20 protein-coding genes are annotated in these 21,527 nt (G+C 38.1%); 9 read left to right on the forward strand and 11 right to left on the reverse strand.

From position 1 onward, the window contains the following. Nucleotides 1–83: 83 nt before the first annotated feature. Nucleotides 84–725, reverse strand: a complete 642-nt coding sequence (locus ESU54_RS02750) for an alpha/beta hydrolase (protein WP_111845544.1) — start codon at nucleotides 723–725, stop codon at nucleotides 84–86. A gap of 45 nt (nucleotides 726–770) precedes the next feature. Here ESU54_RS02750 and ESU54_RS02755 point away from each other — a divergent pair, with 45 nt between their 5' ends. Genes ESU54_RS02755 through menD form a run of 3 tightly spaced genes read left to right on the forward strand, consistent with a single transcriptional unit; the run spans nucleotide 771 to nucleotide 3,959 of the window. After that, nucleotides 771–1,196: a PaaI family thioesterase gene (locus ESU54_RS02755; protein ID WP_111845543.1), complete on the forward strand. Its 426-nt coding sequence runs from the start codon at nucleotides 771–773 to the stop codon at nucleotides 1,194–1,196. Then, a complete protein-coding gene (locus ESU54_RS02760; protein WP_111845542.1) occupies nucleotides 1,196–2,263 on the forward strand; it encodes an isochorismate synthase in 1,068 nt (355 codons plus the stop codon). Before ESU54_RS02755 ends, ESU54_RS02760 begins: the two co-directional genes overlap by 1 nt. A 31-nt stretch (nucleotides 2,264–2,294) precedes the next feature. Next, complete coding sequence (gene menD, locus ESU54_RS02765) at nucleotides 2,295–3,959, forward strand: 2-succinyl-5-enolpyruvyl-6-hydroxy-3-cyclohexene-1-carboxylic-acid synthase (RefSeq protein ID WP_111845541.1); 1,665 nt, start codon at nucleotides 2,295–2,297, stop codon at nucleotides 3,957–3,959. On the opposite strand, the gene ESU54_RS02770 is transcribed toward menD, so the two are convergent. Further along, nucleotides 3,954–4,358, reverse strand: a complete 405-nt coding sequence (locus ESU54_RS02770; RefSeq protein WP_111845540.1) for a hypothetical protein — start codon at nucleotides 4,356–4,358, stop codon at nucleotides 3,954–3,956. The two genes, menD and ESU54_RS02770, sit on opposite strands and share 6 nt — an antisense overlap. Nucleotides 4,359–4,441: 83 nt before the next feature. On the opposite strand from ESU54_RS02770, the gene ESU54_RS02775 reads away from it, so the two are divergent. Beyond that, a complete protein-coding gene (locus tag ESU54_RS02775; protein ID WP_111845539.1) occupies nucleotides 4,442–5,272 on the forward strand; it encodes a CvfB family protein in 831 nt (276 codons plus the stop codon). On the opposite strand, the gene ESU54_RS02780 is transcribed toward ESU54_RS02775, so the two are convergent. Together ESU54_RS02780 and ESU54_RS02785 are read right to left on the reverse strand one after the other, a co-directional pair. Beyond that, a complete protein-coding gene (locus ESU54_RS02780) occupies nucleotides 5,264–5,746 on the reverse strand; it encodes a hypothetical protein (protein ID WP_111845538.1) in 483 nt (160 codons plus the stop codon). The two genes, ESU54_RS02775 and ESU54_RS02780, sit on opposite strands and share 9 nt — an antisense overlap. Nucleotides 5,747–5,868: 122 nt before the next feature. After that, the gene (locus ESU54_RS02785; protein ID WP_111845537.1) at nucleotides 5,869–6,987 is read right to left on the reverse strand and encodes a C1 family peptidase; all 1,119 of its coding nucleotides are present in this window, start codon (nucleotides 6,985–6,987) and stop codon (nucleotides 5,869–5,871) included. A gap of 102 nt (nucleotides 6,988–7,089) precedes the next feature. Here ESU54_RS02785 and ESU54_RS02790 point away from each other — a divergent pair, with 102 nt between their 5' ends. After that, on the forward strand, nucleotides 7,090–7,929 hold the full coding sequence (locus ESU54_RS02790) for a 1,4-dihydroxy-2-naphthoyl-CoA synthase (protein ID WP_111845579.1): 840 nt from the start codon (nucleotides 7,090–7,092) through the stop codon (nucleotides 7,927–7,929). Between the two features lie 49 nt (nucleotides 7,930–7,978). On the opposite strand, the gene ESU54_RS02795 is transcribed toward ESU54_RS02790, so the two are convergent. Continuing rightward, on the reverse strand, nucleotides 7,979–8,374 hold the full coding sequence (locus ESU54_RS02795) for a hypothetical protein (RefSeq protein WP_111845536.1): 396 nt from the start codon (nucleotides 8,372–8,374) through the stop codon (nucleotides 7,979–7,981). A 117-nt stretch (nucleotides 8,375–8,491) separates the two neighbouring features. Here ESU54_RS02795 and ESU54_RS02800 point away from each other — a divergent pair, with 117 nt between their 5' ends. Further along, a complete protein-coding gene (locus tag ESU54_RS02800; RefSeq protein ID WP_111845535.1) occupies nucleotides 8,492–9,004 on the forward strand; it encodes a DUF4234 domain-containing protein in 513 nt (170 codons plus the stop codon). A gap of 83 nt (nucleotides 9,005–9,087) precedes the next feature. Here ESU54_RS02800 and ESU54_RS02805 read toward each other — a convergent pair whose 3' ends face one another. From ESU54_RS02805 to ESU54_RS02840, 6 genes are all read right to left on the reverse strand, one after another. Further along, entirely contained in the window at nucleotides 9,088–9,654 is a 567-nt protein-coding gene (locus ESU54_RS02805; RefSeq protein WP_111845534.1) for a cupin domain-containing protein, read from the reverse strand. A 505-nt stretch (nucleotides 9,655–10,159) separates the two neighbouring features. Next, a complete protein-coding gene (locus ESU54_RS02815; RefSeq protein ID WP_111843633.1) occupies nucleotides 10,160–11,107 on the reverse strand; it encodes an AbiH family protein in 948 nt (315 codons plus the stop codon). 143 nt (nucleotides 11,108–11,250) lie between these two features. Then, nucleotides 11,251–12,918 (reverse strand): asparagine synthase B, encoded by a 1,668-nt coding sequence (gene asnB, locus ESU54_RS02820; protein WP_111843634.1) that lies wholly within the window; start codon nucleotides 12,916–12,918, stop codon nucleotides 11,251–11,253. A 224-nt stretch (nucleotides 12,919–13,142) separates the two neighbouring features. Next, complete coding sequence (locus tag ESU54_RS02825; RefSeq protein ID WP_111843635.1) at nucleotides 13,143–15,557, reverse strand: alpha-ketoacid dehydrogenase subunit alpha/beta; 2,415 nt, start codon at nucleotides 15,555–15,557, stop codon at nucleotides 13,143–13,145. 445 nt (nucleotides 15,558–16,002) lie between these two features. Then, nucleotides 16,003–16,323: a YegP family protein gene (locus ESU54_RS02835; protein ID WP_111843637.1), complete on the reverse strand. Its 321-nt coding sequence runs from the start codon at nucleotides 16,321–16,323 to the stop codon at nucleotides 16,003–16,005. Nucleotides 16,324–16,426: 103 nt separating this feature from the next. Then, the gene (locus tag ESU54_RS02840; RefSeq protein WP_111843638.1) at nucleotides 16,427–16,750 is read right to left on the reverse strand and encodes a YbaB/EbfC family nucleoid-associated protein; all 324 of its coding nucleotides are present in this window, start codon (nucleotides 16,748–16,750) and stop codon (nucleotides 16,427–16,429) included. 61 nt (nucleotides 16,751–16,811) lie between these two features. Here ESU54_RS02840 and ESU54_RS02845 point away from each other — a divergent pair, with 61 nt between their 5' ends. The 3 genes from ESU54_RS02845 to ESU54_RS02855 all read left to right on the forward strand — a co-directional run bounded on the left by ESU54_RS02845 (nucleotide 16,812) and on the right by ESU54_RS02855 (nucleotide 21,483). After that, entirely contained in the window at nucleotides 16,812–18,950 is a 2,139-nt protein-coding gene (locus ESU54_RS02845; RefSeq protein WP_111843639.1) for a S9 family peptidase, read from the forward strand. Between the two features lie 78 nt (nucleotides 18,951–19,028). Then, nucleotides 19,029–20,066, forward strand: a complete 1,038-nt coding sequence (locus tag ESU54_RS02850; protein ID WP_111843640.1) for a PLP-dependent cysteine synthase family protein — start codon at nucleotides 19,029–19,031, stop codon at nucleotides 20,064–20,066. A gap of 151 nt (nucleotides 20,067–20,217) precedes the next feature. Next, complete coding sequence (locus tag ESU54_RS02855; protein ID WP_111843641.1) at nucleotides 20,218–21,483, forward strand: aminotransferase class I/II-fold pyridoxal phosphate-dependent enzyme; 1,266 nt, start codon at nucleotides 20,218–20,220, stop codon at nucleotides 21,481–21,483. Nucleotides 21,484–21,527: the final 44 nt, after the last annotated feature.

The raw sequence follows: 21,527 nt of genomic DNA on the forward strand, positions 1-21,527 counted from the left end.
TTGTTTTTTTAAAGCGAAGTAAAAGAACGGCAAAACAAGTTAAAGAACAAACTTATTCGTTGAAATGCACAATAAATGTTAAATCAATTTGAAAATTTCAGTAAGAATTCTCTGTTAACCTCGTGAATTCCTTCAAAAACCTCAATTTTTAAACGATTTTGGAAGAGTTTGCTACCTTTTAGTTTTTCCTCGGTTTCTCGGGCTTCGGTTATGTATTGATCTTTATTTCCGTAGAGATAAATTACTTGTGCAGTAGGTTTCAAAAACTCAAAATCTTGGGTTTGTAATTCGTTTGGAATTCCCCCGGAATGGAGTATCAATGTATCACACTGAATTTTTCGGCTTGCAACCCAGCGCATAGCAATGGAAACTCCTTGCGAGTAGCCCAAAACAATTAAATTAGGTTTAACGTCAGAAAGTTCCTTTCCAAAAACCGCATCTACATAATTCAAAATATTTTGGGTTTCTGTGATAGTATTTTCTCGGGTCAGCCAGGACGCACCCACATGTTTAAAATTCTTCCCTTGATAATATTTTGAAGGGGCTTGCGGCGCAATAATGAAATTTTCTTCAGCATTCAATTCTGAAAAATAGCTGATGAAATATTTACTCAAATAGCCCATTCCGTGGAAAACCATCCAAACATTTTTAGTTTTCTCAGTTAAAGTATTTAGGGTGGAATAGGTATTTGTAGTATTGTAGGAAGCTTCTTTTTCGTTGCTCATTTTGTTGAATTCAATTTTGTACTTTTACAAATGTAAACGAATAGAATGAAGTACACCAACGAAGAAATTTTGGCCGGCTGCAACAAAATGTGCCAAAACACCCTAATGGAAACCTTGAGAATAGAATTCACTGAAGTAGGTGATGATTTCATTGTTGCTCGAATGCCCGTAACCCCAAGAATTCATCAACCTGATGGTGTTTTGCACGGTGGAGCTTCTGTAGCTTTGGCAGAAAGTGTGGGCAGTGCCGGCGCATACTTTTTCTTGAATTCAGATGAAATTGTTATACGCGGAATTGAAATAGCTGCCAACCACGTTAAAAGCGTCCGTGACGGCTATGTTTATGCCCACGCTACTATTGTTCACAAAGGAAGAACCACGCAGCTCTGGCAAATAAAAATTACAAATGAAGCAGGAGAGCTCGTCTCGCTCGTAAAGCTTACAACCCTTACCTTACCAAAAAAGAATTGATGGATTATAACCTACTGATCGAAAAACTTTTAAAGCATCATAGCAAAAATTTGCCTTTTGTCGTTTTTTCATTACCCGAAAGCAATAGCATGAATGCCTTTTTTCAAAAAGATATGCAGTTGTGCACTGTTAATAAGCTTACAGAAAATGGCTTTGTTTTTGCTCCTTTTGATTATAAAGACACCACTTTTTTTATTCCTGAAAATGATTCTGAAAGTTTGCAATGTGAGTTCATAAATCACAATATTGAATTGACTTCAGTTACTGTTTCAGACGATATAGAAGAGAAAGAAAGCTACATTAAATTAGTCGATAAAGCAATTGAAGCTATAAAAAAGCGAAGTGCGAATAAAATTGTTGTTTCTCGTCAAAAAGATTTTGAGTTGAAAGATTTCTCCATTGAAAAACTTATAGAAAGACTATTTTCATCGTATCCCACTGCTTTTAGATATATATGGTACCATCCCAACACTGGATTATGGTGTGGTGCCACACCGGAAACACTGGTGCAAATTGAAAACAATTCCTTCAAAACAATGGCGTTGGCAGGCACACAGCCCTTTACGAATAGAGTGCCCGTATTTTGGGGGTCGAAAGAACTAGACGAACAACAACTGGTAACAGATGTAATAATTGATAGTCTGCAGCGGGTTACCTCTGTTTTGAAAGTTTCCAATCCGTTTACATATCAGGCGGGATCTTTGTTGCACCTCCGGACAGACATTACTGGGGTTCTAAAAAACGGCAAAGCTACATTGACCACAATTACTGCTGCACTACATCCAACACCGGCTGTTTGTGGAAGTCCACAGAAATTTGCAAATGAGTTTATACTTGAAAATGAAGGATATAATCGCGAGTTTTATACAGGATTCCTGGGGCCAATTCTTGAAAATGGTCAGTCTGCTTCATTAATGGTAAATCTTCGATGTATGAAAATTGAAGGTAATATCGCCCATGTTTTTGTGGGCGGCGGCATAACATTGGGTTCACAACCGCAGGATGAATGGAATGAAACCCAAAATAAAATGCAAACTATGCTACAAGTATTGCAGCCTATGCTGTAATATTTTCGGCGTCTTCGTACCTTTGTGCAGCATGAAATTTTCAAACAAAATCCTCTCCCAGACTCTCGTACAATTATGTTTTGACAAGGGCATTGAACATATTGTAATTTCGCCTGGTTCACGAAATGCCCCGCTCACAATTGGTTTTGGAGAACATCCAGACTTTAAGTGCTTCAGTATTGTAGATGAGCGTTGTGCTGCGTTTTTCGCTTTGGGTATGGCACAGCAAATAAAAAAGCCAGTGGCTGTTATTTGCACTTCTGGATCTGCCTTACTCAATTATTATCCCGCCGTAGCGGAAGCATTTTACAGCGATATTCCATTGGTGGTCATTGCTGCGGATAGACCTTTAGATCGAATTGATATAGGTGATGGACAGACCATTCGCCAGCAGAATGTTTTTGAAAACCACATTCTTTATAGTGCCAATTGCATCGAAGGCGAGGAATTTCAGATTAAAAATGAAACCGAAATAAATATTGCATTGAACACGGCAATAGAGCTGAACGGGCCAGTACACATCAACATTCCTTTTACAGAACCTTTATACCATACCACGGAAAGTCAATTAGTTTGGCCGCAGAACGTAATACCACGAATGGATGTTGAAACTTTGAAGGAAGATTTAAACCCTTTCATCAAGCAATGGAGTAGCAGCAAACGTAAAATAGTATTGGTTGGAGTTTTGCCTCCAAATAGTTTGGAACAGCGCTTTGTGGAGCAACTTGCAAAAGATGAAAGCGTTTTGGTTTTGACAGAAACCACTTCAAATCTTCACAATATAAATTTCATTTCAGCAATTGATCAACTTATCGCTCCTTTAACGGACGAGGATTTCAAGAAACTACAACCCGATATATTGCTCACCTTTGGCGGAATGGTGGTTTCAAAGAAGATAAAAGCATTTTTACGCAGTTTTTCACCAAGAGAACACTGGCATGTAGATTCAAAAAAAGCATACGATACTTTTTTTGTTTTGAAACATCATTTCAAAACAAGTATTAATTCTTTTTTAGCTGAATTTCTTCTAAAGACCGTGCCGGTGCAAACTGATTATAGAAACCAGTGGCTTGCAATAAAACGTCATAGATTACAACGCCATGAAACCTACGTATCCGAAATTCCATATGCAGATTTCATGGTTTTTTCTGAAATATTTAAACAACTTCCTCAAAATGTCCAGCTGCAATTGAGCAACAGTGCTACTATTCGGTATGCGCAACTTTTTGATATAAACACCTCAGCAAAAGTATTTTGTAATCGAGGAACTAGCGGAATTGATGGAAGCACAAGCACTGCAGTGGGAGCGGCTTACGCTTCAAAACTACCGACTGTTTTTTTAACGGGCGATCTTAGTTTTTTCTATGACAGCAATGCGCTTTGGAATAATTATATTCCTAAAAATTTCAAAATAGTAGTAGTGAACAATGGTGGTGGCGGTATTTTCAGAATACTTCCTGGAGAAAAGGATACAGAGCTTTTTGACACTTTTTTTGAAACGAAACACAATTTAAGTGCAAAACAACTTTCAGAAATGTACGGTTTCAAATACCAAACTATTTTCAAGAAAGAAGAACTTTTAGAAAAGGTTAACGATTTCTTCAGTAAGAATGATGGTCCTGCCTTGTTGGAAATCTTCACGCCTTCAACAGTGAATGACAAAGTGCTTTTGGATTACTTCAAGTTTATTTTATAAATATCCCTTGCCCCAAACAACGGCTTCAGTAAGATTATCAAACATTTGGAACGGTTTTTTGCAGAATTTAGCCTCCAGTTCGGCATTGGAATGACCTAGCTCATAGTAATTGACAACTCCCACAGCCCGTAAAGTAGGTACTTTGTTTAGGTACTTATAATCCATAGGCTTGATGGAATAAGAATGCACTCTGTTTGAAAGATAAACCCATGGTTTGGCTCCCAAATAATTAAGACCTTTAAGCAAAATGGAAAAACCAGTTTTATATGACATAATAATGCCTTCTTTTGCTTCGAAAACAACAATATTTTCATAAAAATAAACCATTCCAATCTCTGTTTCCAACGTTTTTTTCAGTCGGAAACCAGGAGGAAGATTATGTATATGAATTTTTTCCATTTCAGCGTGAATTTACATTTTAAGTTTGATTTGTATATACGTGTTCTATTATTTTTTAACAATAATATAGTACCTTTGCAACTATGATAAAACTGGGTGAATACAATACTTTAGAGATTCTTCGGGAAACCGAACCGGGTCTTTATTTGGGCGATGATGAGGAAAATGTAGTGCTTTTGCCACATAGATATAAGCCAGAAGAATATGAAATTGGCGATAAAATTTCGGTTTTCATCTATCTTGATAACGAAGAGCGGCCCATTGCCACAACTTTGGACCCTTTTTTGCAATTGAACACATTTGGATACCTACACTGTAGCGATGTAACGGAATATGGCGCCTTTATGGATTGGGGATTGGAAAAGCAACTCTTCGTTCCTTTTAAAGAACAGGCGCGCCCAATGAAAAAAGGTAATTGGTACATTGTCTACCTATATATAGACGAGAAAACCAATCGTTTGGTGGGTTCCAGCAAGACAAATCATTTTCTTCAAAACGAAACATTGACTGTTGAACCTTTTCAAGAAGTAGCAATTTTGGTTACACATCTAACGGAAAAAGGCGCAAATGTTATTGTAAACGGTGTTCACAAAGGATTGATTTATATTGAAGATATTTTTGAAGACATTCGCACGGGCGACCGTATGAAAGCTTATATTAAAAAGATTCGTGAGGATAATAAAATTGACATTGTGCTACAAACGCCGGGCTACAAAAGCATTGAGCCCAATGCAAACTTTATTCGTGAAGAATTGGAAGCAGCTGGAGGGTTTTTGCCACTTCACGATAAATCAGACCCAGATACTATTAAGAATATGTTGGGGATGAGCAAGAAAAGTTTCAAAAAAGCAATTGGCACGCTCTATAAAGACAAGCAGATTACGATTAAGGAAGACGGGATAGAATTATTGTGAAGGCGTTCCATAAATCCCATAGCCTACATGGAAACCGCTACGCCTAGTAGGGCGCTGGTAAAAACCGTAAGTATACGGCATAAGCTCTGGTCTTAAATATCCTCGGGACTCTTTATAGGAAATGTTTTTAACGGCCGTTGAGCCATCTGCGGTATAACTGCTGTTACCGCCATAAACACCATATTCTTTTGGATCTAAAGAAATTTTAATGTCAGATTTTACGTAGCTTTCGTTTGTGGCCATCACGTCAAACATACTTACAGCCTCTCTGTAGTTTTCTTTGCTCAATTTAAAAGAAGGAAGTTTTTTTGGAATTGTTTTGGAAAAACTTGAATTAGAAGGTAGGGAAATACTCATTAAACTTTCAACCTCAGGTAGTTTCACAAAATCCAATTTAAATTTATTGGACTCATAATCCAGCTGGGCCGAAAGTATTAGCGGAAAGAATAATAAAAGAAGCAGCAATTTTTTCATCTCCACAAAGATAGCAAAAGTTGAGCCAACTTTAAAGAGGTTAGAATGCTGTATATGGTTGATAGTTTATAAATAAAATTAAGAACCCTTTCAGCTTTCTAGAGGATGAAAGGGTTATGTTATTATAAACTTAAGTTTTTAGCTGTATTTTTTGGTAGTGCACCTTTATGGACGGTAATACTTATGGCCTTTAAGCGCATATATGCTTCACTGAAATACACATAACCGCCGTTGGCAACACGAGTCTCATCTGTACCCCAACTGTTTTTTACTTTGTAATATTTAGTACCGTTTTGATCGCGAAGTATTCCTGTGATATGCATTAAATGGTCGTCGGTGGTTTCATAGTTTTCGAACTCATCTTGACGGTAATCTTGGGTGATTTTCTTTTCTGGATAGATGCCTTGAAGTGCTTTCACATTATTATCAGCATTTTCCGGGATAATCGCCACACCATCTTTAGATGAAAAAGTGCGCTCGCTTACATCGCAATCCAATTCTACGGTGAAACCTTTATCCAAAGCATTGTCTATGGTCGCTATCATTTCGTCCAATGGCACGTTGTAAAAACTGCCGTTGCTCCAATTGTCAGGAATGTCCAGAATGAATTTTGAATAGAATGGTGCTTGGGTAAAACTGGTGATGTTCACATAATCCGCTGGTTGAATTTTGGTCATTGCCAAAAAGGTTTGCGGAGTGTATTGCTTTCCTTCAAAAGTGAAACTGTTGACGTTTTTTCCAATATAAATGTCCAAAATACTTTCAATTGACGCCCTCCACTTTTTGCTTAGTTTCCTACCTGGATTATCTACGTAGGTTTTAAGCATGGCCTCTAGTACCGCAGCCATTTCTGCGTGGTTGTAAGTGGTTTCCCCAAAAAACAAACCACTGAAGGCTTCTTCGGGAACCAAACCATTTCTTTCTACGGAATTCATCACATCGTGCGCCAATCCGCCTTCGCCAAATTGGGTTCGTCCCTGCCGCATAATATAATTTTCAGCTTTTGCGGGATAGGTATTTCGCACTTGGTACATTTCACTTAAATCAATAGGTTTTCCTGTAAGGCGAATGATTTCGCTTTCCAAAAAAGAAGTACTGCTAAAACTCCAGCAAGTTCCTGTTGCTCCTTGACTTATTACGGGCGTTGTTTCAAGGTCTGTAACGGTTGTGAATTTATAAGCCTCTTGGGCAGTTAGGTTTAATGTGAAAAGAATTCCGAAGAAGAGAAGAAAATGTTTCATTTTTGTTTTGGGTTTATTGTTTATAGTTTGTGGTCTTCAACGGCTAAACAACAAACCATAAACCACAAACAATTTATATCTTTGGAAACAAAAGTAATAATTATGTCTTCACCCAACTGGAAAACCGTTAAAGAATATTCTGATATAACCTATAAAAAATCAAATGGCGTGGCGCGAATCGCTTTCAACAGGCCCGATGTGCGCAATGCTTTTCGCCCACAAACCACTTTCGAATTGCTAGATGCTTTTCACGATGCACAGGAAGATACGTCCATTGGGGTTGTTCTGCTTTCTGCGGAAGGACCTTCTTCCAAAGATGGCGTGTATAGTTTTTGTAGTGGCGGTGATCAAAAGGCGCGGGGACATCAAGGATATGTGGGGGATGATGGATATCACAGATTGAATATTCTTGATTTGCAACGTATGATTCGCTTTATGCCGAAAGCAGTTATTTGTGTTGTTCCAGGCTGGGCTGTTGGTGGTGGACATAGTTTGCATGTGGTTTGTGATCTTACTCTTGCTAGCAAAGAGCACGCAATCTTTAAACAGACCGATGCCGATGTTACCAGCTTTGACGGCGGTTACGGAAGTGCCTATTTAGCCAAAATGGTAGGGCAGAAGCGGGCGCGCGAAATCTTTTTCCTCGGAAGAAATTACAGCGCACAGCAAGCTTTTGAAATGGGGATGGTGAACGCTGTGGTTCCGCACGATGAATTGGAAAATACAGCTTACGAATGGGCGCAGGAAATCCTTGCGAAGAGTCCAACTTCAATAAAAATGTTGAAATTCGCTATGAATTTAACTGATGATGGCATGGTGGGCCAGCAGGTTTTTGCAGGCGAAGCTACCCGTCTTGCCTATATGACGGACGAAGCAAAAGAAGGGCGTGATGCTTTTCTTGAAAAACGGAAGCCGAATTTTGATAAGAAGTGGTTGCCTTAATTTAGTATTGAGTATTGAGTATTGAGAAGTGAGTAGTGAAACGTTTTGGTTAATTTCCATGAGTGGCTTCACTTTCTGCCAATTGTTTTTGAACCCAGCCCATTGCTTCGCTTAGGGTGTCGAAGATTTCAAATTTCTTTTTGTAGAACATGCTTTCCAGTTTGGCGTTTGATTTTGCCATCTCGGTATTGGCTACTATGGCCATGGCCACAAGGTTGTGGATTTTTGAGGTTTCTAGATAGGTGAGGGGATCTACAGCGTAATTGAAATGTCTGTTTGAGATATACACTATTTTTTTGTTTGCAAAATGATCATCTAGCACCTTTCGCAGTTTATCATTGTGGGCAGGAATTACGGTGACTCCTTCCTTTATCTGATTGACGAGGAAATTATCAAAAATGAAGACTTCAGAATCTTTGAAGTCATAGTAATGGAACATACTCATAGCTTAGCGATTTGGTTAGGTTTTTTAAAGATAGGTAAGTTTTAAAATATTCCTCTGAAATAGCATTTTTTTATATAAAAAGATATATTTGTTTTTCTTAAACAAATACCTTCATCTATGGAAGAAACTATTACGCTTAACGATACCGAAACTACCAAAATAGAAATTGTCACGCTTCAAAAATTTGTTATCCTTAGCATTATCAGTTTTGGTCTTTACGCTATTTGGTGGATGTATAAAACCTGGAAGTTTTTTAAAGAGAAGGATAACCTAGATATAATGCCAGTGCCACGTGCCCTTTTTGCCATCTTCTTTTTGAATGGTCTTTTTGATAGGGTGCAGGAGTTTGCACAGTCTAAAGGCTATAAAAAAACCTTTTCGTCGATTGGGTGTTTTCTTGGGGTAATAGGTTTAAATTTTGCGGGGAAGTTGCCAGAGCCTTATTTTCTGATTTCCTTTCTTTCCTTTTTGTTTTTCTTGCCTGCGGTGGAAGCATTAAATTTTGGCATCCGTAATAGTGTTGGCTATGAGGTGAGGGACACCGAAAGCTTTAATGCTCGGCAGTTAATATTACTTATTGTTGGCAGTATTATTTGGATTCTTGTGTTGATGGGGCTTTCTATGGAGTAAACGTTTATGTGGTTTGATAAACTTTTTTAAACATTTAATTTTGAAACAGACCATGGAAAGCTTTGCTACATTAGAGAATTGTTCTATTTCAATTTCAATGGTGGCCCAATTACATCCATATCATTATCAGCAAATATCTTTTTGATTTCTTCTTGGGTAGGTTCGTGATCCAATGCCGCCATTGTTACAAAAAAATCCTCCAACTTTCCAGCGGGTTGCACAATCACGGTCATTTTACCGGTTTCAGATTTTTGTGTCCAAGCGTGTGGCACCTTGCGGGGTAAAAATATGCTATCGCCTACGGTCATATCATACTTTTCATCGCCCACCTGAAAATAGTATGCACCTTCCCTAACATAGAATATTTCGTCCTGCGAATTATGGATATGCAGTGGCGTTCCTCGACCTTGCGAAAGCGAAGTCTGCTCAAAAATCGCCAAGTCGCCATCGGTATCTTTGCCGGAAATTTTTACGTCCAAAATATTGGCATTTACGCCTTTTAGTTTTAAGTGGCCGTGCAATCTGCCTTCGCCGCTACTTATTTTAAACCCTTTGTCTTTTCTTTTTGTAATTTTTTCAAGTGGTGAAAATGCCCACATTGGTAGTGTTATAAACACAAGAAGCCCTGCAATGAATCCTTTTCTTTTCATGTTTTAAATATTTGAAGATTATTTAAACAATTTCAAAGCACTGTATGTGAATTGCTTAAACTAAAGATAATCAATAAATCATTCCATTTTGGAAATCTGTGTGGAATAAAAATGGCAAAGGAATATTGTACCCATTGGGTTGAAATGATAATAAACCTTTAACGAATGGGACGCTCGTGTCAGCTATGGTGTATTAATTTTTCTTTTCGGTAAACCTAATATTTTGAGGAAGTTCAACACTCAAGGTTTTATCAACAATCTTTTCTCTCATCAATGCTTTTTTATTAAAATGACGAGATATATTTTGAGTCAATTCAGTGTAGTTGTCACCGTTTCCATTTTTGTGATAGAATATTTTAATTGAACGACAATTTGAATTTTCGAAAATAGTATTGAGTAATTTACGATCTGATAAACCACAGGAATGTCCAAAAATGTATACTTGAAATTTTTTATCTGAATTAATCCAGTTAAGTAGTTGTCTATAATTTGAAGAATGTAAATATTAAAATGATTTAATGTTTGTTAGATATTGGTTATCGTTAGTTTTTTCAATAACACTATAATGGTCATCCATTTCATCTCCAAATCCAAAATTTATTTTATTTTCTTTAGAATTAATTTCACCATGAATATGAATTTGTGAAGCGGTTCCATAACTCTCAATCTGAGCGTTTATTAGCTTTATATATTTCTCTACGCTAGATGTGTAATTAAAGTTTAGAAAAAGATTATCAGGCAAATAGTCCAATTCTTTTTGTTGATATTCATTTCTACTTGCCAACAATAATTCATCAAATTCTATTATCCCTTTCTTGTCTTCTGGAGGAAATTCATTAAAATATGGGTGATCCTTAATTTTTGAAAGATGGCGCACATACAAGCGAAAATGTTCCAACAATTCGGAAGAATTTCTAGATAAATTATTAAAATCAAATTTTTCTAAAACCATCTGGTTTAAAAAAAATTCTAAAGTACTTTTTACATCGTCAAACTCACGATTTAACTTAGATATAGTCCCTTTGTAGTTATGTTTATTTTTTTCTGGATTTACAATACCAATTAAAATTTCATAATATATATATTCGATATCTACCCATTTACTAACTGATTCTAAAGTAATAATTTTAAAAAAATCATTTTTAAATTCAAAAATTCTTGTTGCTGAGGAATTTGGTCCATATAGAACATTTCTAGTTGGTTCGAATTTCATACCATATTCTTTGGCATATCCAACCATATTCTTAACTAAGTCTTTATAATTCTTGACGGGATAATCCTCATAAGTTAAAAAACCATTATAACTATCATTGACCATTACCATTTTTTTTATAAAATCATCATTATAATTTTTATGCAATGATTCCCAAAAATTATCCATATAATCTGCATAGGATGTAGGTAATCCATGTGCTAAATCAAAACCATTACCTACTATTACAAGTCTATTCATTTCTAAAATGCTTTTTATTTCTCTCAAATTTACCCAAAAACCTTACCTATTGAAATTTAACTTATGCGAACTTATAAACGTTTTCTTATGAAAATTCATAAAAAGCCAGTAACTTAAATATCTATCATTTTTGTAACTGTTCACTATTTCCCATAAGCATCCGCATGCACATTTTTAACAGCCCGTCCACTTGGGTCGTTCATATTCTTAAAGCTTGCATCCCATTCCAACGCAATGGGGCTGCTACACGCCACAGAGGGTACTGAAGGCACGCTCAGCGCCGCGGTATCGCTTGGAAAGTGTTCAGCGAAAATGCTTCGGTAATAAAACTCTTCCTTGCTGCTTGGCGTTTGTAGCGGGAACTTGTATTTGGCGTTTGCCAACTGCTCGTCGGTTACTTTTTCGTTTACCATTTCTTTTAAAGTGTCTATCCAACTGTAGCCCACGCCATCACTAAATTGTTCCTTTTGGCGCCAAGCCACACTTGCAGGCAACATATCTTCAAAAGCTTTGCGGAGTATCCATTTTTCCATGCGTTCGCCGTTTATCATTTTGTCCTGTGGGTTGATGCGCATGGCTACGTCCATAAATTCTTTATCGAGGAAAGGCACGCGCCCTTCAATCCCCCAACTAGCCAGCGATTTGTTGGCGCGCAGGCAATCATACATATGCAGTTTGTCCAGTTTGCGCACGTTTTCCTTGTGGAATTCCTCTGCGTTTGGCGCTTTGTGGAAATAGAGATAACCTCCAAAAATTTCATCAGCGCCTTCGCCACTGAGTACCATTTTTATGCCCATCGCTTTGATGGCACGCGCCATTAAATACATAGGTGTGCTAGCGCGGATGGTGGTAATATCATAGGTTTCCAGATGATAGATTACATCTTGAATGGCATCAATTCCTTCCTGGATTGTAAATTTTATTTCGTGGTGTACGGTTTTTAAATGATCTGCCACTTTTTGTGCGGCGGCAAGATCAGGACTGCCTTCAAGTCCGATAGCAAAACTATGGAGCTGTGGATACCAAGCACCTTCAGTGTCTTCGCTTTCAATACGCTTTTCGGCATACTTCTTTGCGATGGCAGAAGTGATGCTGCTATCCAATCCGCCAGAAAGTAAAACGCCATAAGGTACATCGCTCATCAGTTGGCGGTGTACGGCGGCTTCCAAAGCTTTGCGAAGCTCGGCGATTTCGGTTGCATTGTTCTTTACGTTCTCATAGTCCATCCAATCACGGGAGTACCAGCGTTTCAGTTCGCCTTCGCGGCTGTCCAAGTAATGGCCTGGAGGGAAGAGCTCAATTTTTGTGCATATACCTTCCAAAGCTTTTAATTCTGAAGCAACATAAAAGGTTCCGTTTTGGTCCCAGCCTATATACAAAGGAATAATGCCCATATGGTCGCGGGCTATAAAGTAATTATCGTTTTCAATATCATAAAGCGCAAAGCCGAAGATGCCGTTCATTTCATCTAAAAACCCAGCGCCTTTTTCTTTGTATAAAGGAAGGATTACCTCGCAGTCGCTCTTGGTTTGAAAGTTATAGTTTTTGAATTGTTTGCGAAGTGCCATATGATTATAGATTTCGCCATTGGCGGCCAAAACCAGATTGCCATCACTGCTGAAAAGCGGTTGCTTTCCTGAAGTGGGATCTACAATAGCAAGCCGCTCGTGCGCCATAATAGCTTTGTCGTTACTAAAAATTCCGCTCCAGTCTGGCCCACGGTGACGGATACATTTTGCCATTGACAATACTTGAAGTCTGAGTGCCTCTGCGGGCTCTTTAAGTTTGAATGCACATACAATTCCACACATAATCTCTAATTTTTAAATGGTTCGTTTATAAGTAAAAAAAAAGCCCGTCAGGAAAAAAACCTGACGGGCTGTATATCGCGACAAGTTTTTGTTACGGCAGCACGTTATTATTATTTGTATTTAGGCTGAAATGTAACATAAACTCGTTTTTATTTATTTAATGAGTTACTAAAGTAATATAAATTTTTAAACTAAAAAAAATAAAATTATTCTTAAAGCTATGCTTAACGAAGCTTTGGAAATTCTGAGGGATTTACCTCGTGCATAATTTCATAAACCTTTTCATAAACATCTTCCACAGAAGGTTTGCTGAAATAATCGCCATCCGTTCCATAAGCGGGACGGTGATCTTTAGCGGCAAGCGTTTGTGGTTTGCTGTCTAAATGTTTGTATCCACCTTGAACATCTAAAATGTTTTGAAGTATATAAGCTGAAGCCCCACCAGACACGTCTTCGTCAATAACGAGTAAACGGTTAGTTTTGGCTACGCTTTTTACCATATCGTGATTAAGATCTAAAGGAAGCAAAGATTGCACGTCAATAATTTCGACATCTATTCCTGCTTGTTGCAGCTCTTTTGCGGCTTCTTCTACAATTCGCAATGTACTTCCGTAAGAAACCAAAGTAATATCTGTTCCTTCTTTAATGGTTTCAACAACACCAATTGGGGTTTTAAGTTCGCCGAGGTTGTTCGGCATTTTTTCCTTTAAACGGTAGCCGTTCAAACATTCAATAACCAATGCAGGTTCGTCAGTTTCAAGCAAAGTGTTGTAAAAACCTGCAGCTTTGGTCATATTTCGCGGCACAAGAATATACATTCCGCGTAGTAAGTGGATTAAACCTCCCATTTGCGAACCACTGTGCCAAATTCCTTCTAGTCTGTGACCACGGGTTCTAACAATCAATGGTGCTTTTTGGGTGCCATTTGTGCGGTAGCGCGTGGTTACCAAATCGTCACTCATTATCTGGAGGCAATACAATATATAATCTAAGTATTGAATTTCAGCAATAGGGCGCAGTCCGCGTAATGCCATCCCAATTCCCTGACCGAGAATTGTAGCTTCACGAATTCCAACATCGGCAACTCTTAGTTTGCCGTATTTTTCTTGCATGCCTTCCAAACCTTGGTTTACGTCGCCAATCTCGCCACTGTCTTCCCCAAAAATTAATACTTCGGGATGTTTTGTGAAAATAGCATCAAAGTTGTCACGAATAATTAAACGTCCATCTACTTCTTCTGCATCTTTAGCATAGGAGGGAAGTACCTCTTTTATGGTTTTTCCGTTCTCTTTTGCTTCACTATAAAGGTGCGCGCTGTATTTGGGTTGAATTATTTCGAAATAATTTTCAATCCAATCCTGAAGCTGTTTCTTTTCTGAAGAATCTTCGCCCACCACATAGCGCAGCGCTTTTCTGGTTGAGGCGATAATATCTTTACGAAGTGGTTCTTTTTCAGAAGCCAATTCGTTTTTTATTTTTTCAATGAAATTTTTGTTTGCGCTGTTCTCAGCTAAATTGCCAAGCAATAAAATGGCTTCCTCTTGCTCATTTTTCTGAGGAGCTAGAAAAGCCGCCCAGGCCGCTTTTTTACCATCGCGAACTTTTTTCTTTATATCGTTTTCAATTTCTACGAGGGTTTCTTCCGTGGCAATATCGCTACTAATCATCCACTCGCGCATTTTTACGTTACAGTCGTATTTTGCTTCCCATTCCAAACGTTCCTTGCTTTTGTAGCGTTCGTGAGAGCCGCTAGTACTGTGGCCTTGTGGTTGGGTTAACTGTTGCACGTGAATTAAAACGGGAACGTGGTCTTCTCTTGCAATTTTTGAAGCACGGTTGTAAACCTCGATCAATTCGGGGTAATCCCAACCTTTTACACGGATTATTTCGTAACCATCTTCTTCTTCATTGCGTTGAAACCCTTTTAATACTTCAGAAATGTTTTCTTTGGTGGTTTGATATTTTGCGTGAACTGAAATTCCGTATTCATCGTCCCAAACACTCATTACCATTGGCACTTGCAAAACACCGGCGGCGTTTATGGTTTCCCAGAAAAGGCCTTCGCTGGTGCTGGCGTTTCCAATAGTTCCCCAAGCAACTTCGTTACCATTGATGGAGAAATTGGTTTTGTTTTCAATTCCTTTTATGTTTCTAAAAATCTTTGAAGCCTGTGCCAAGCCCAGCAAACGTGGCATTTGCCCCGCAGTAGGTGAAATATCGGCACTGCTATTTTTTTGCTGTGTAAGGTTTTTCCAACTACCATCCTCGTTCAGACTGTGAGTGGCGAAGTGGCCTCCCATTTGTCTTCCCGCGCTCATTGGGTCTGCTTTTATGTCTGTATGTGCATAAAGCCCTGCAAAAAACTGTTCAATAGTCAGCTTTCCAATGGCCATCATAAAGGTTTGGTCCCTGTAGTACCCACTACGCCAGTCGCCATTTTTAAATGCTTTGGCCCAAGCCAGTTGTGGCACTTCTTTTCCGTCACCGAAAATTCCAAATTTTGCCTTACCGGTAAGCACTTCGCGACGGCCCAACAAACTACATTCACGGCTGGTTACTGCTATTTTATAATCGTTAATAACGGTTTCCTTAAAATCGTCAAAAGAAATCTCTCCGTTGGTTTTTGGGTTTGTCTGCATTAGAAATGGTTTTGATATTTGCAAAAATAGCGAAATTGAGGGTGTTTCACAACGCTTTGCACAGGTGATTTTTGAAAAGAAATAGTTTTATGAACTCAAGCTTTTTTGGTCGGAACTAGCTTAAGTATCAATAATCTAATCAAGAGGACGAAAGGCAATCCATGGAACAAAACATCGAACCAATCTGCGGCTTGCATCCCTTGGGCACCGCCAGCAATCCATTTTAGTTTCCCCCAAATGTGTGGCTCTGGGAGGAAAGGGGCCAGCCCCAGCGTGAGGCAAAGAAGGATGATGATGCGCCAGTTGTTTAATAGTTGCATGCTGAGATTGGTTAATTCGACACTTCGACAAGCTCAGTGTGTCAAATTTGTTTATTTAACATTTGAAAAGGTTTGAGGTATAAAAAAATCCTCGGCGAACCAAGGATTTCATTTATGAAAAAAAATTACTCCACTTCTTTTACAGAAGCTCCAGGAGCATTTTTGCGTACAGATTCAATTCCATTTTTAGCGCCACTTTCTGCAGCATACATTTGGCTACTGCCAATAATCTGACCATTTGTAGCTTTAATATTGAAATGGATTTTCCCGTTTTTGGCAGTTTTCATTTCAAAACTGTCATCCTTTCCACAGTTCTTTTGAACAGATTCAATGCCGTTCATTGCTGAAGCTTTAGTAGCATACATCTGGCTTGAGAGTATTACTTGCCCGTTACTTGCTTTTAAAGTAAAGTGAAATTTATCACCGCTTTTTTTGAGTTCAAACATAATTTAGGTGTTTAAAGATTACTGAATATTTGAAAGCTCAATATCGTGAAAAACGAGATGTTTTAAAAATAACTGAAAGCTTTTTTATTAATAATTTCATTATTTATTTAAACATATCCAACCCTGGAATATTTGGCATTCCATCTTTGGCAACTGCAGCAATTTCGGTTTCGTTTACGTTTGTGGCTTTTTCAATGGCCTTGTTCAATGTCAAAACTAGGTAATCCTCTAACTGTTCTTTGTCTTCCAAAAGGCTATCAGCAATTTCAATAGTTTTAATTTTTCGGTTTGCGGTTAGCGTTATTTTCAAAAGTCCGTCGCTGCTACATTCGTCAATAAGCACTGTATCCAATCGTTTTTTTGTGGCCTCCACTTTTGCCTGTGTCTCTTTCAGTTTGCCCATCATTCCCATTAAATCTCCAAACATATTTTTTTGTTTTAGTTTGCTGCAAATTTACTAATTTGTCTCGCTATTCAACAACCTTATAATGATGAAAAAATTCGCCTTAGTTTCAATTGCTTCCCTTATTTTTGCAGCTTCAATAAATGCGCAGGAAACTTCAACAGCTATTATGAAAATTACTCCCCCAAAAGCCGAAAAAATCGCTAAGGAATTAAAAACCCAAAGCGACGTTCGCATTGATAATTATTATTGGCTCAACAATCCCGAAGACGAAAAAGTAATTGACTATTTAAAGGAAGAAAACAATTATTATGAGGAGATGACCGCAAACACCAAAAAGTTCAAAGTAGATCTTTTTGAGGAAATGAAGGCAAGAATAAAAGAAGATGACGAATCTGTTCCTTACAAACTGAACGGTTATTATTATATAACTCGTTTTGAAACTGGAAAGGATTACCCGATTTATACGCGAAAAAAAGGTTCGCTGGACGCAACAGAAGAAATTCTTTTTGACGTAAATGAAATGGCGAAAGACCATTCCTATTACAATCTTAGCGGGCTGAATGTTTCCGAAGACAACAAACTGGTTTCTTTTGGTGTTGACACTTTAAGCCGAAGGAAATACGACATCTTCATTAAAAATATTGAAACAGGCGAAATTTATCCAGAAAGAATTCCTTTAACAACTGGAAGCGCTACCTGGGATAGCGATAACAAAGTACTTTTTTACACTCGAAAGGACGAAAAAACCCTTCGAGCAGATAGAATTTACCGTCACATTTTGGGAACGGACCCAATTACGGATGAACTTGTTTTTACTGAAGGAGACGAAACTTTTGGAACCTATGTTTACAAAACAAAGTCGAAAAAATTTATCGTAATCGGTTGTTACAGTACGCTTACTTCAGAATATCGTGTTTTAGAATCCAATAATCCAATGGGGGAATTTAAAATATTTCAACTGCGTGAAAGAGGTTTGGAATACAGTATTTCGCATTATGAAAACAATTGGTACGTTTTGACCAATAAAGATAAAGCACTCAATTTTAAATTGATGAAAACTTCGGAAGGTAAAACTTCCAAAGAAAATTGGGTTGATATGATTCCGCACAGAACCGATGTTTTGTTGGAAGACATTGACATTTTCAAGGATTATTTGGTTGTTAGTGAGCGAAACAACGGGCTTACGCAAATCCGTATAAAAAAATGGGATGGTAAAGAAGATTATTACCTTCCTTTTGATAACGAAACCTACACAGCCTATTCCTCGCAAAACCCAGAGTTCGATACAAAAATATTGCGTTACGGATACAATTCATTGAATACGCCTGCTTCGGTTATTGATTTCAATATGGAAACCAAAGAGAAAACAGTTTTAAAGGAAACTGAGGTTTTGGGCGGCAAGTTTGATAAAAATAATTATGAAACCGAGCGTTTATGGGCAACGGCCTCTGACGGAACCAAAATACCGATGTCGGTTATATATAGAAAAGGAATCAAAAAAGACGGCAAAAACCCATTATTGATTTACGGTTATGGCTCATATGGAGCCACGATTGACCCATATTTTTCAACTGTAAGATTAAGTCTTTTGGACCGCGGATTTATCTTTGCAATCGCACACGTTCGTGGTGGAGAGTATATGGGAAGACAATGGTACGAGGATGGCAAGCTGCTAAAAAAGAAAAATACTTTTACTGATTTTATTGATGCTTCAAAATATTTGATTGCCGAAGGTTATACTTCCAAAGAACATCTATACGCTTCTGGTGGTTCTGCTGGCGGACTTTTGATGGGTGCCATTGCGAATATGGCTCCCGAGTTATATAACGGGATAATAGCTTCAGTTCCGTTCGTGGATGTTGTTACGACTATGCTCGACGATTCAATTCCATTAACCACAGGCGAATATGACGAATGGGGAAACCCAAATGAGGTGGAATATTATAATTATATGAAAAGTTATTCACCGTATGATAATGTAGAAGTGAAAGCCTATCCAAATATGCTTGTAACAACTGGTCTACACGACAGCCAAGTGCAATATTGGGAACCTGCAAAATGGGTTGCCAAGCTTAGAGATTTAAAAACCGACAATAACATTCTTTTATTACAAACGAATATGGATGCAGGACACGGCGGGGCTTCTGGGCGTTTTGAAGCTTTAAAGGAAGTAGCGATGGATTATGCCTTTTTATTGGATTTGGAAGGAATTAAGAAGTAATAAAAATATTTGCTTACCTTTGTGCGGTTAAAATTTTCAGTTTCAAACTGAAGTCATTTTAAAACGAACTCCCTCTTTATGAAAGAAGAAATAAAAGCCCACAATAACGTGTTGGAACTTATAGGTAACACACCGTTGATAAAGCTTAACAAAATTACCCAAAAGATGAAGGGTAATTATTTCGCAAAAGTAGAAGCGTTCAATCCTGGTCATTCTACCAAAGACCGTATTGCACTCTATATTATTGAAGAAGCCGAAAGAAAAGGAATCCTTAAACCAGGCGATACCATTATTGAAACCACAAGTGGAAATACCGGTTTCAGTATTGCGATGGTAAGCATTATTAAAGGATACGAATGTATTTTGGCGGTAAGTTCAAAATCTTCGGCGGATAAAATTGATATGCTGAAAACAATGGGCGCGAAGGTATATGTATGCCCAGCTCACGTTAGTGCGGATGATCCACGTTCGTATTACGAAGTAGCAAAAAAACTTCACAGCGAAATAAAAGGTTCGGTTTACATCAATCAATATTTCAACGAACTAAACATTGATGCGCATTATCTGACCACTGGCCCTGAAATTTGGGAACAAACCGCAGGAAAAATCACACATTTGATAGCATGCAGCGGAACTGGAGGAACCATTTCTGGAACGGCACGTTTCTTAAAAGAAAAAAATCCAAATATTAGAGTAATCGGAATTGACGCTTACGGCTCGGTTCTTCAGAAATACCATCAAACCAAAGAGTTTGACGCTAATGAAATTTATCCTTACCGCATTGAAGGTTTAGGAAAAAATTTGATTCCTACCGCTACAGATTTCAATATTATAGACAAGTTTGAAAAAGTAACTGATGAGAGCAGTGCGCATACCGCACGCGAGCTTGCAAAGACAGAAGGACTTTTTGTAGGTTATACCAGCGGCGCAGCTATGCAGGGTATAAAACAACTTGAGGAAGAAGGTGAATTTAACGAAAACAGCAACATTGTTGTAATCTTCCCAGATCACGGTTCTCGCTATATGAGTAAAATTTACAATGACGAATGGATGCAACAGCAAGGTTTCTTCGATTCCGAAACTGCTGAAATTCATCAAATTGAATATATAAAATAAATTACAAAATAGATTTTTTTAAATCCCGATTGGTATTCGCCATCGGGATTTTTGATTTTTAAGTTGATTGCTTTCTAAAATCTCATGTCCAAAACCTAAAATCTTACAATAATTTAATTAATTTTGTCCCGTATTTTAACAATAAACGTTGATGAGAGATTTATTCGATAAAATTTATAAAGATAAAGGCCCTTTGGGAAAATGGGCTGAACAAGCGGAAGGCTATTTTGTGTTCCCAAAACTGGAGGGTCCCATTTCCAATAGGATGAAATTTAAGGGCAAAGATGTAATCACTTGGAGTATCAACGATTATTTAGGTCTTGCAAATCATCCCGAAGTTAGAAAAGTAGATGCCGAAGCAGCTGCCAAATGGGGCTCAGCTTATCCAATGGGCGCCCGAATGATGAGCGGTCACACAGATCTTCACGAGCAACTTCAAAGAGAGCTCGCAGCATTTGTGAGTAAAGAAGCGGCATATTTACTGAATTTTGGTTACCAAGGAATGGTTTCAACAATAGATGCACTGGTTTCAAAAGACGATGTGATTGTTTATGATGTTGATGCCCATGCTTGTATTATTGACGGGGTTCGCCTTCACTTGGGGCAACGCTTCACCTACAGGCACAACGATATGGAAAGTATCGAAAAAAACCTACAGCGCGCTACAAAAGTTGCCGAAAAAACTGGCGGTGGAATTCTTCTTATCTCTGAAGGTGTTTTCGGAATGCGCGGGGAGCAAGGAAAATTGAAAGAAATTATTGAACTTAAGAAAAAGTACAAATTCCGCTTTTTTGTGGATGATGCACATGGTTTTGGTACTCTTGGTAAAACAGGAGCCGGAGCAGGTGAGGAACAAGGTGTACAAGATGGAATTGATGTGTATTTTGCCACTTTCGCAAAGTCAATGGCAAGTACAGGAGCATTTATTGCTGGTGATGAAGAAATAATGAATTACCTAAAATACAATTTGCGCTCACAAATGTTTGCAAAATCATTACAGATGGTTTTGGTGGAAGGTGCTTTGAAGCGTTTGGATATGCTTCGCACTATGCCTGAATTGAAAGAAAAACTTTGGGAGAACGTAAACGCACTGCAAGGCGGACTAAAAAAGAGAGGTTTTGATATTGGAACAACGCAAAGTTGCGTAACGCCAGTTTATTTGAAGGGAAGTATTCCAGAAGCAATGGCATTGGTAAAAGACCTTCGTGAAAACCACGGAATTTTCTGTTCAATCGTTGTTTACCCAGTAATTCCAAAAGGATTGATTCTTTTAAGAATGATTCCGACAGCTTCACATAATTTACAAGATATTGAAGAGACCTTGGAAGCGTTTTCAGCAATCCGTGAGCGATTGGAGAATGGAATTTACAAACGTCTTTCTGCGGCTGTTGCTGAAGCGATGGGAGAGAAAATCTAAGAAGTTAAATTTATATATTGAAAAATCCACCTTCTATGGTGGAT

Origin of the sequence: Aequorivita antarctica, assembly GCF_007997155.1 — a bacterium.
Lineage (GTDB): Bacteria > Bacteroidota > Bacteroidia > Flavobacteriales > Flavobacteriaceae > Aequorivita > Aequorivita antarctica.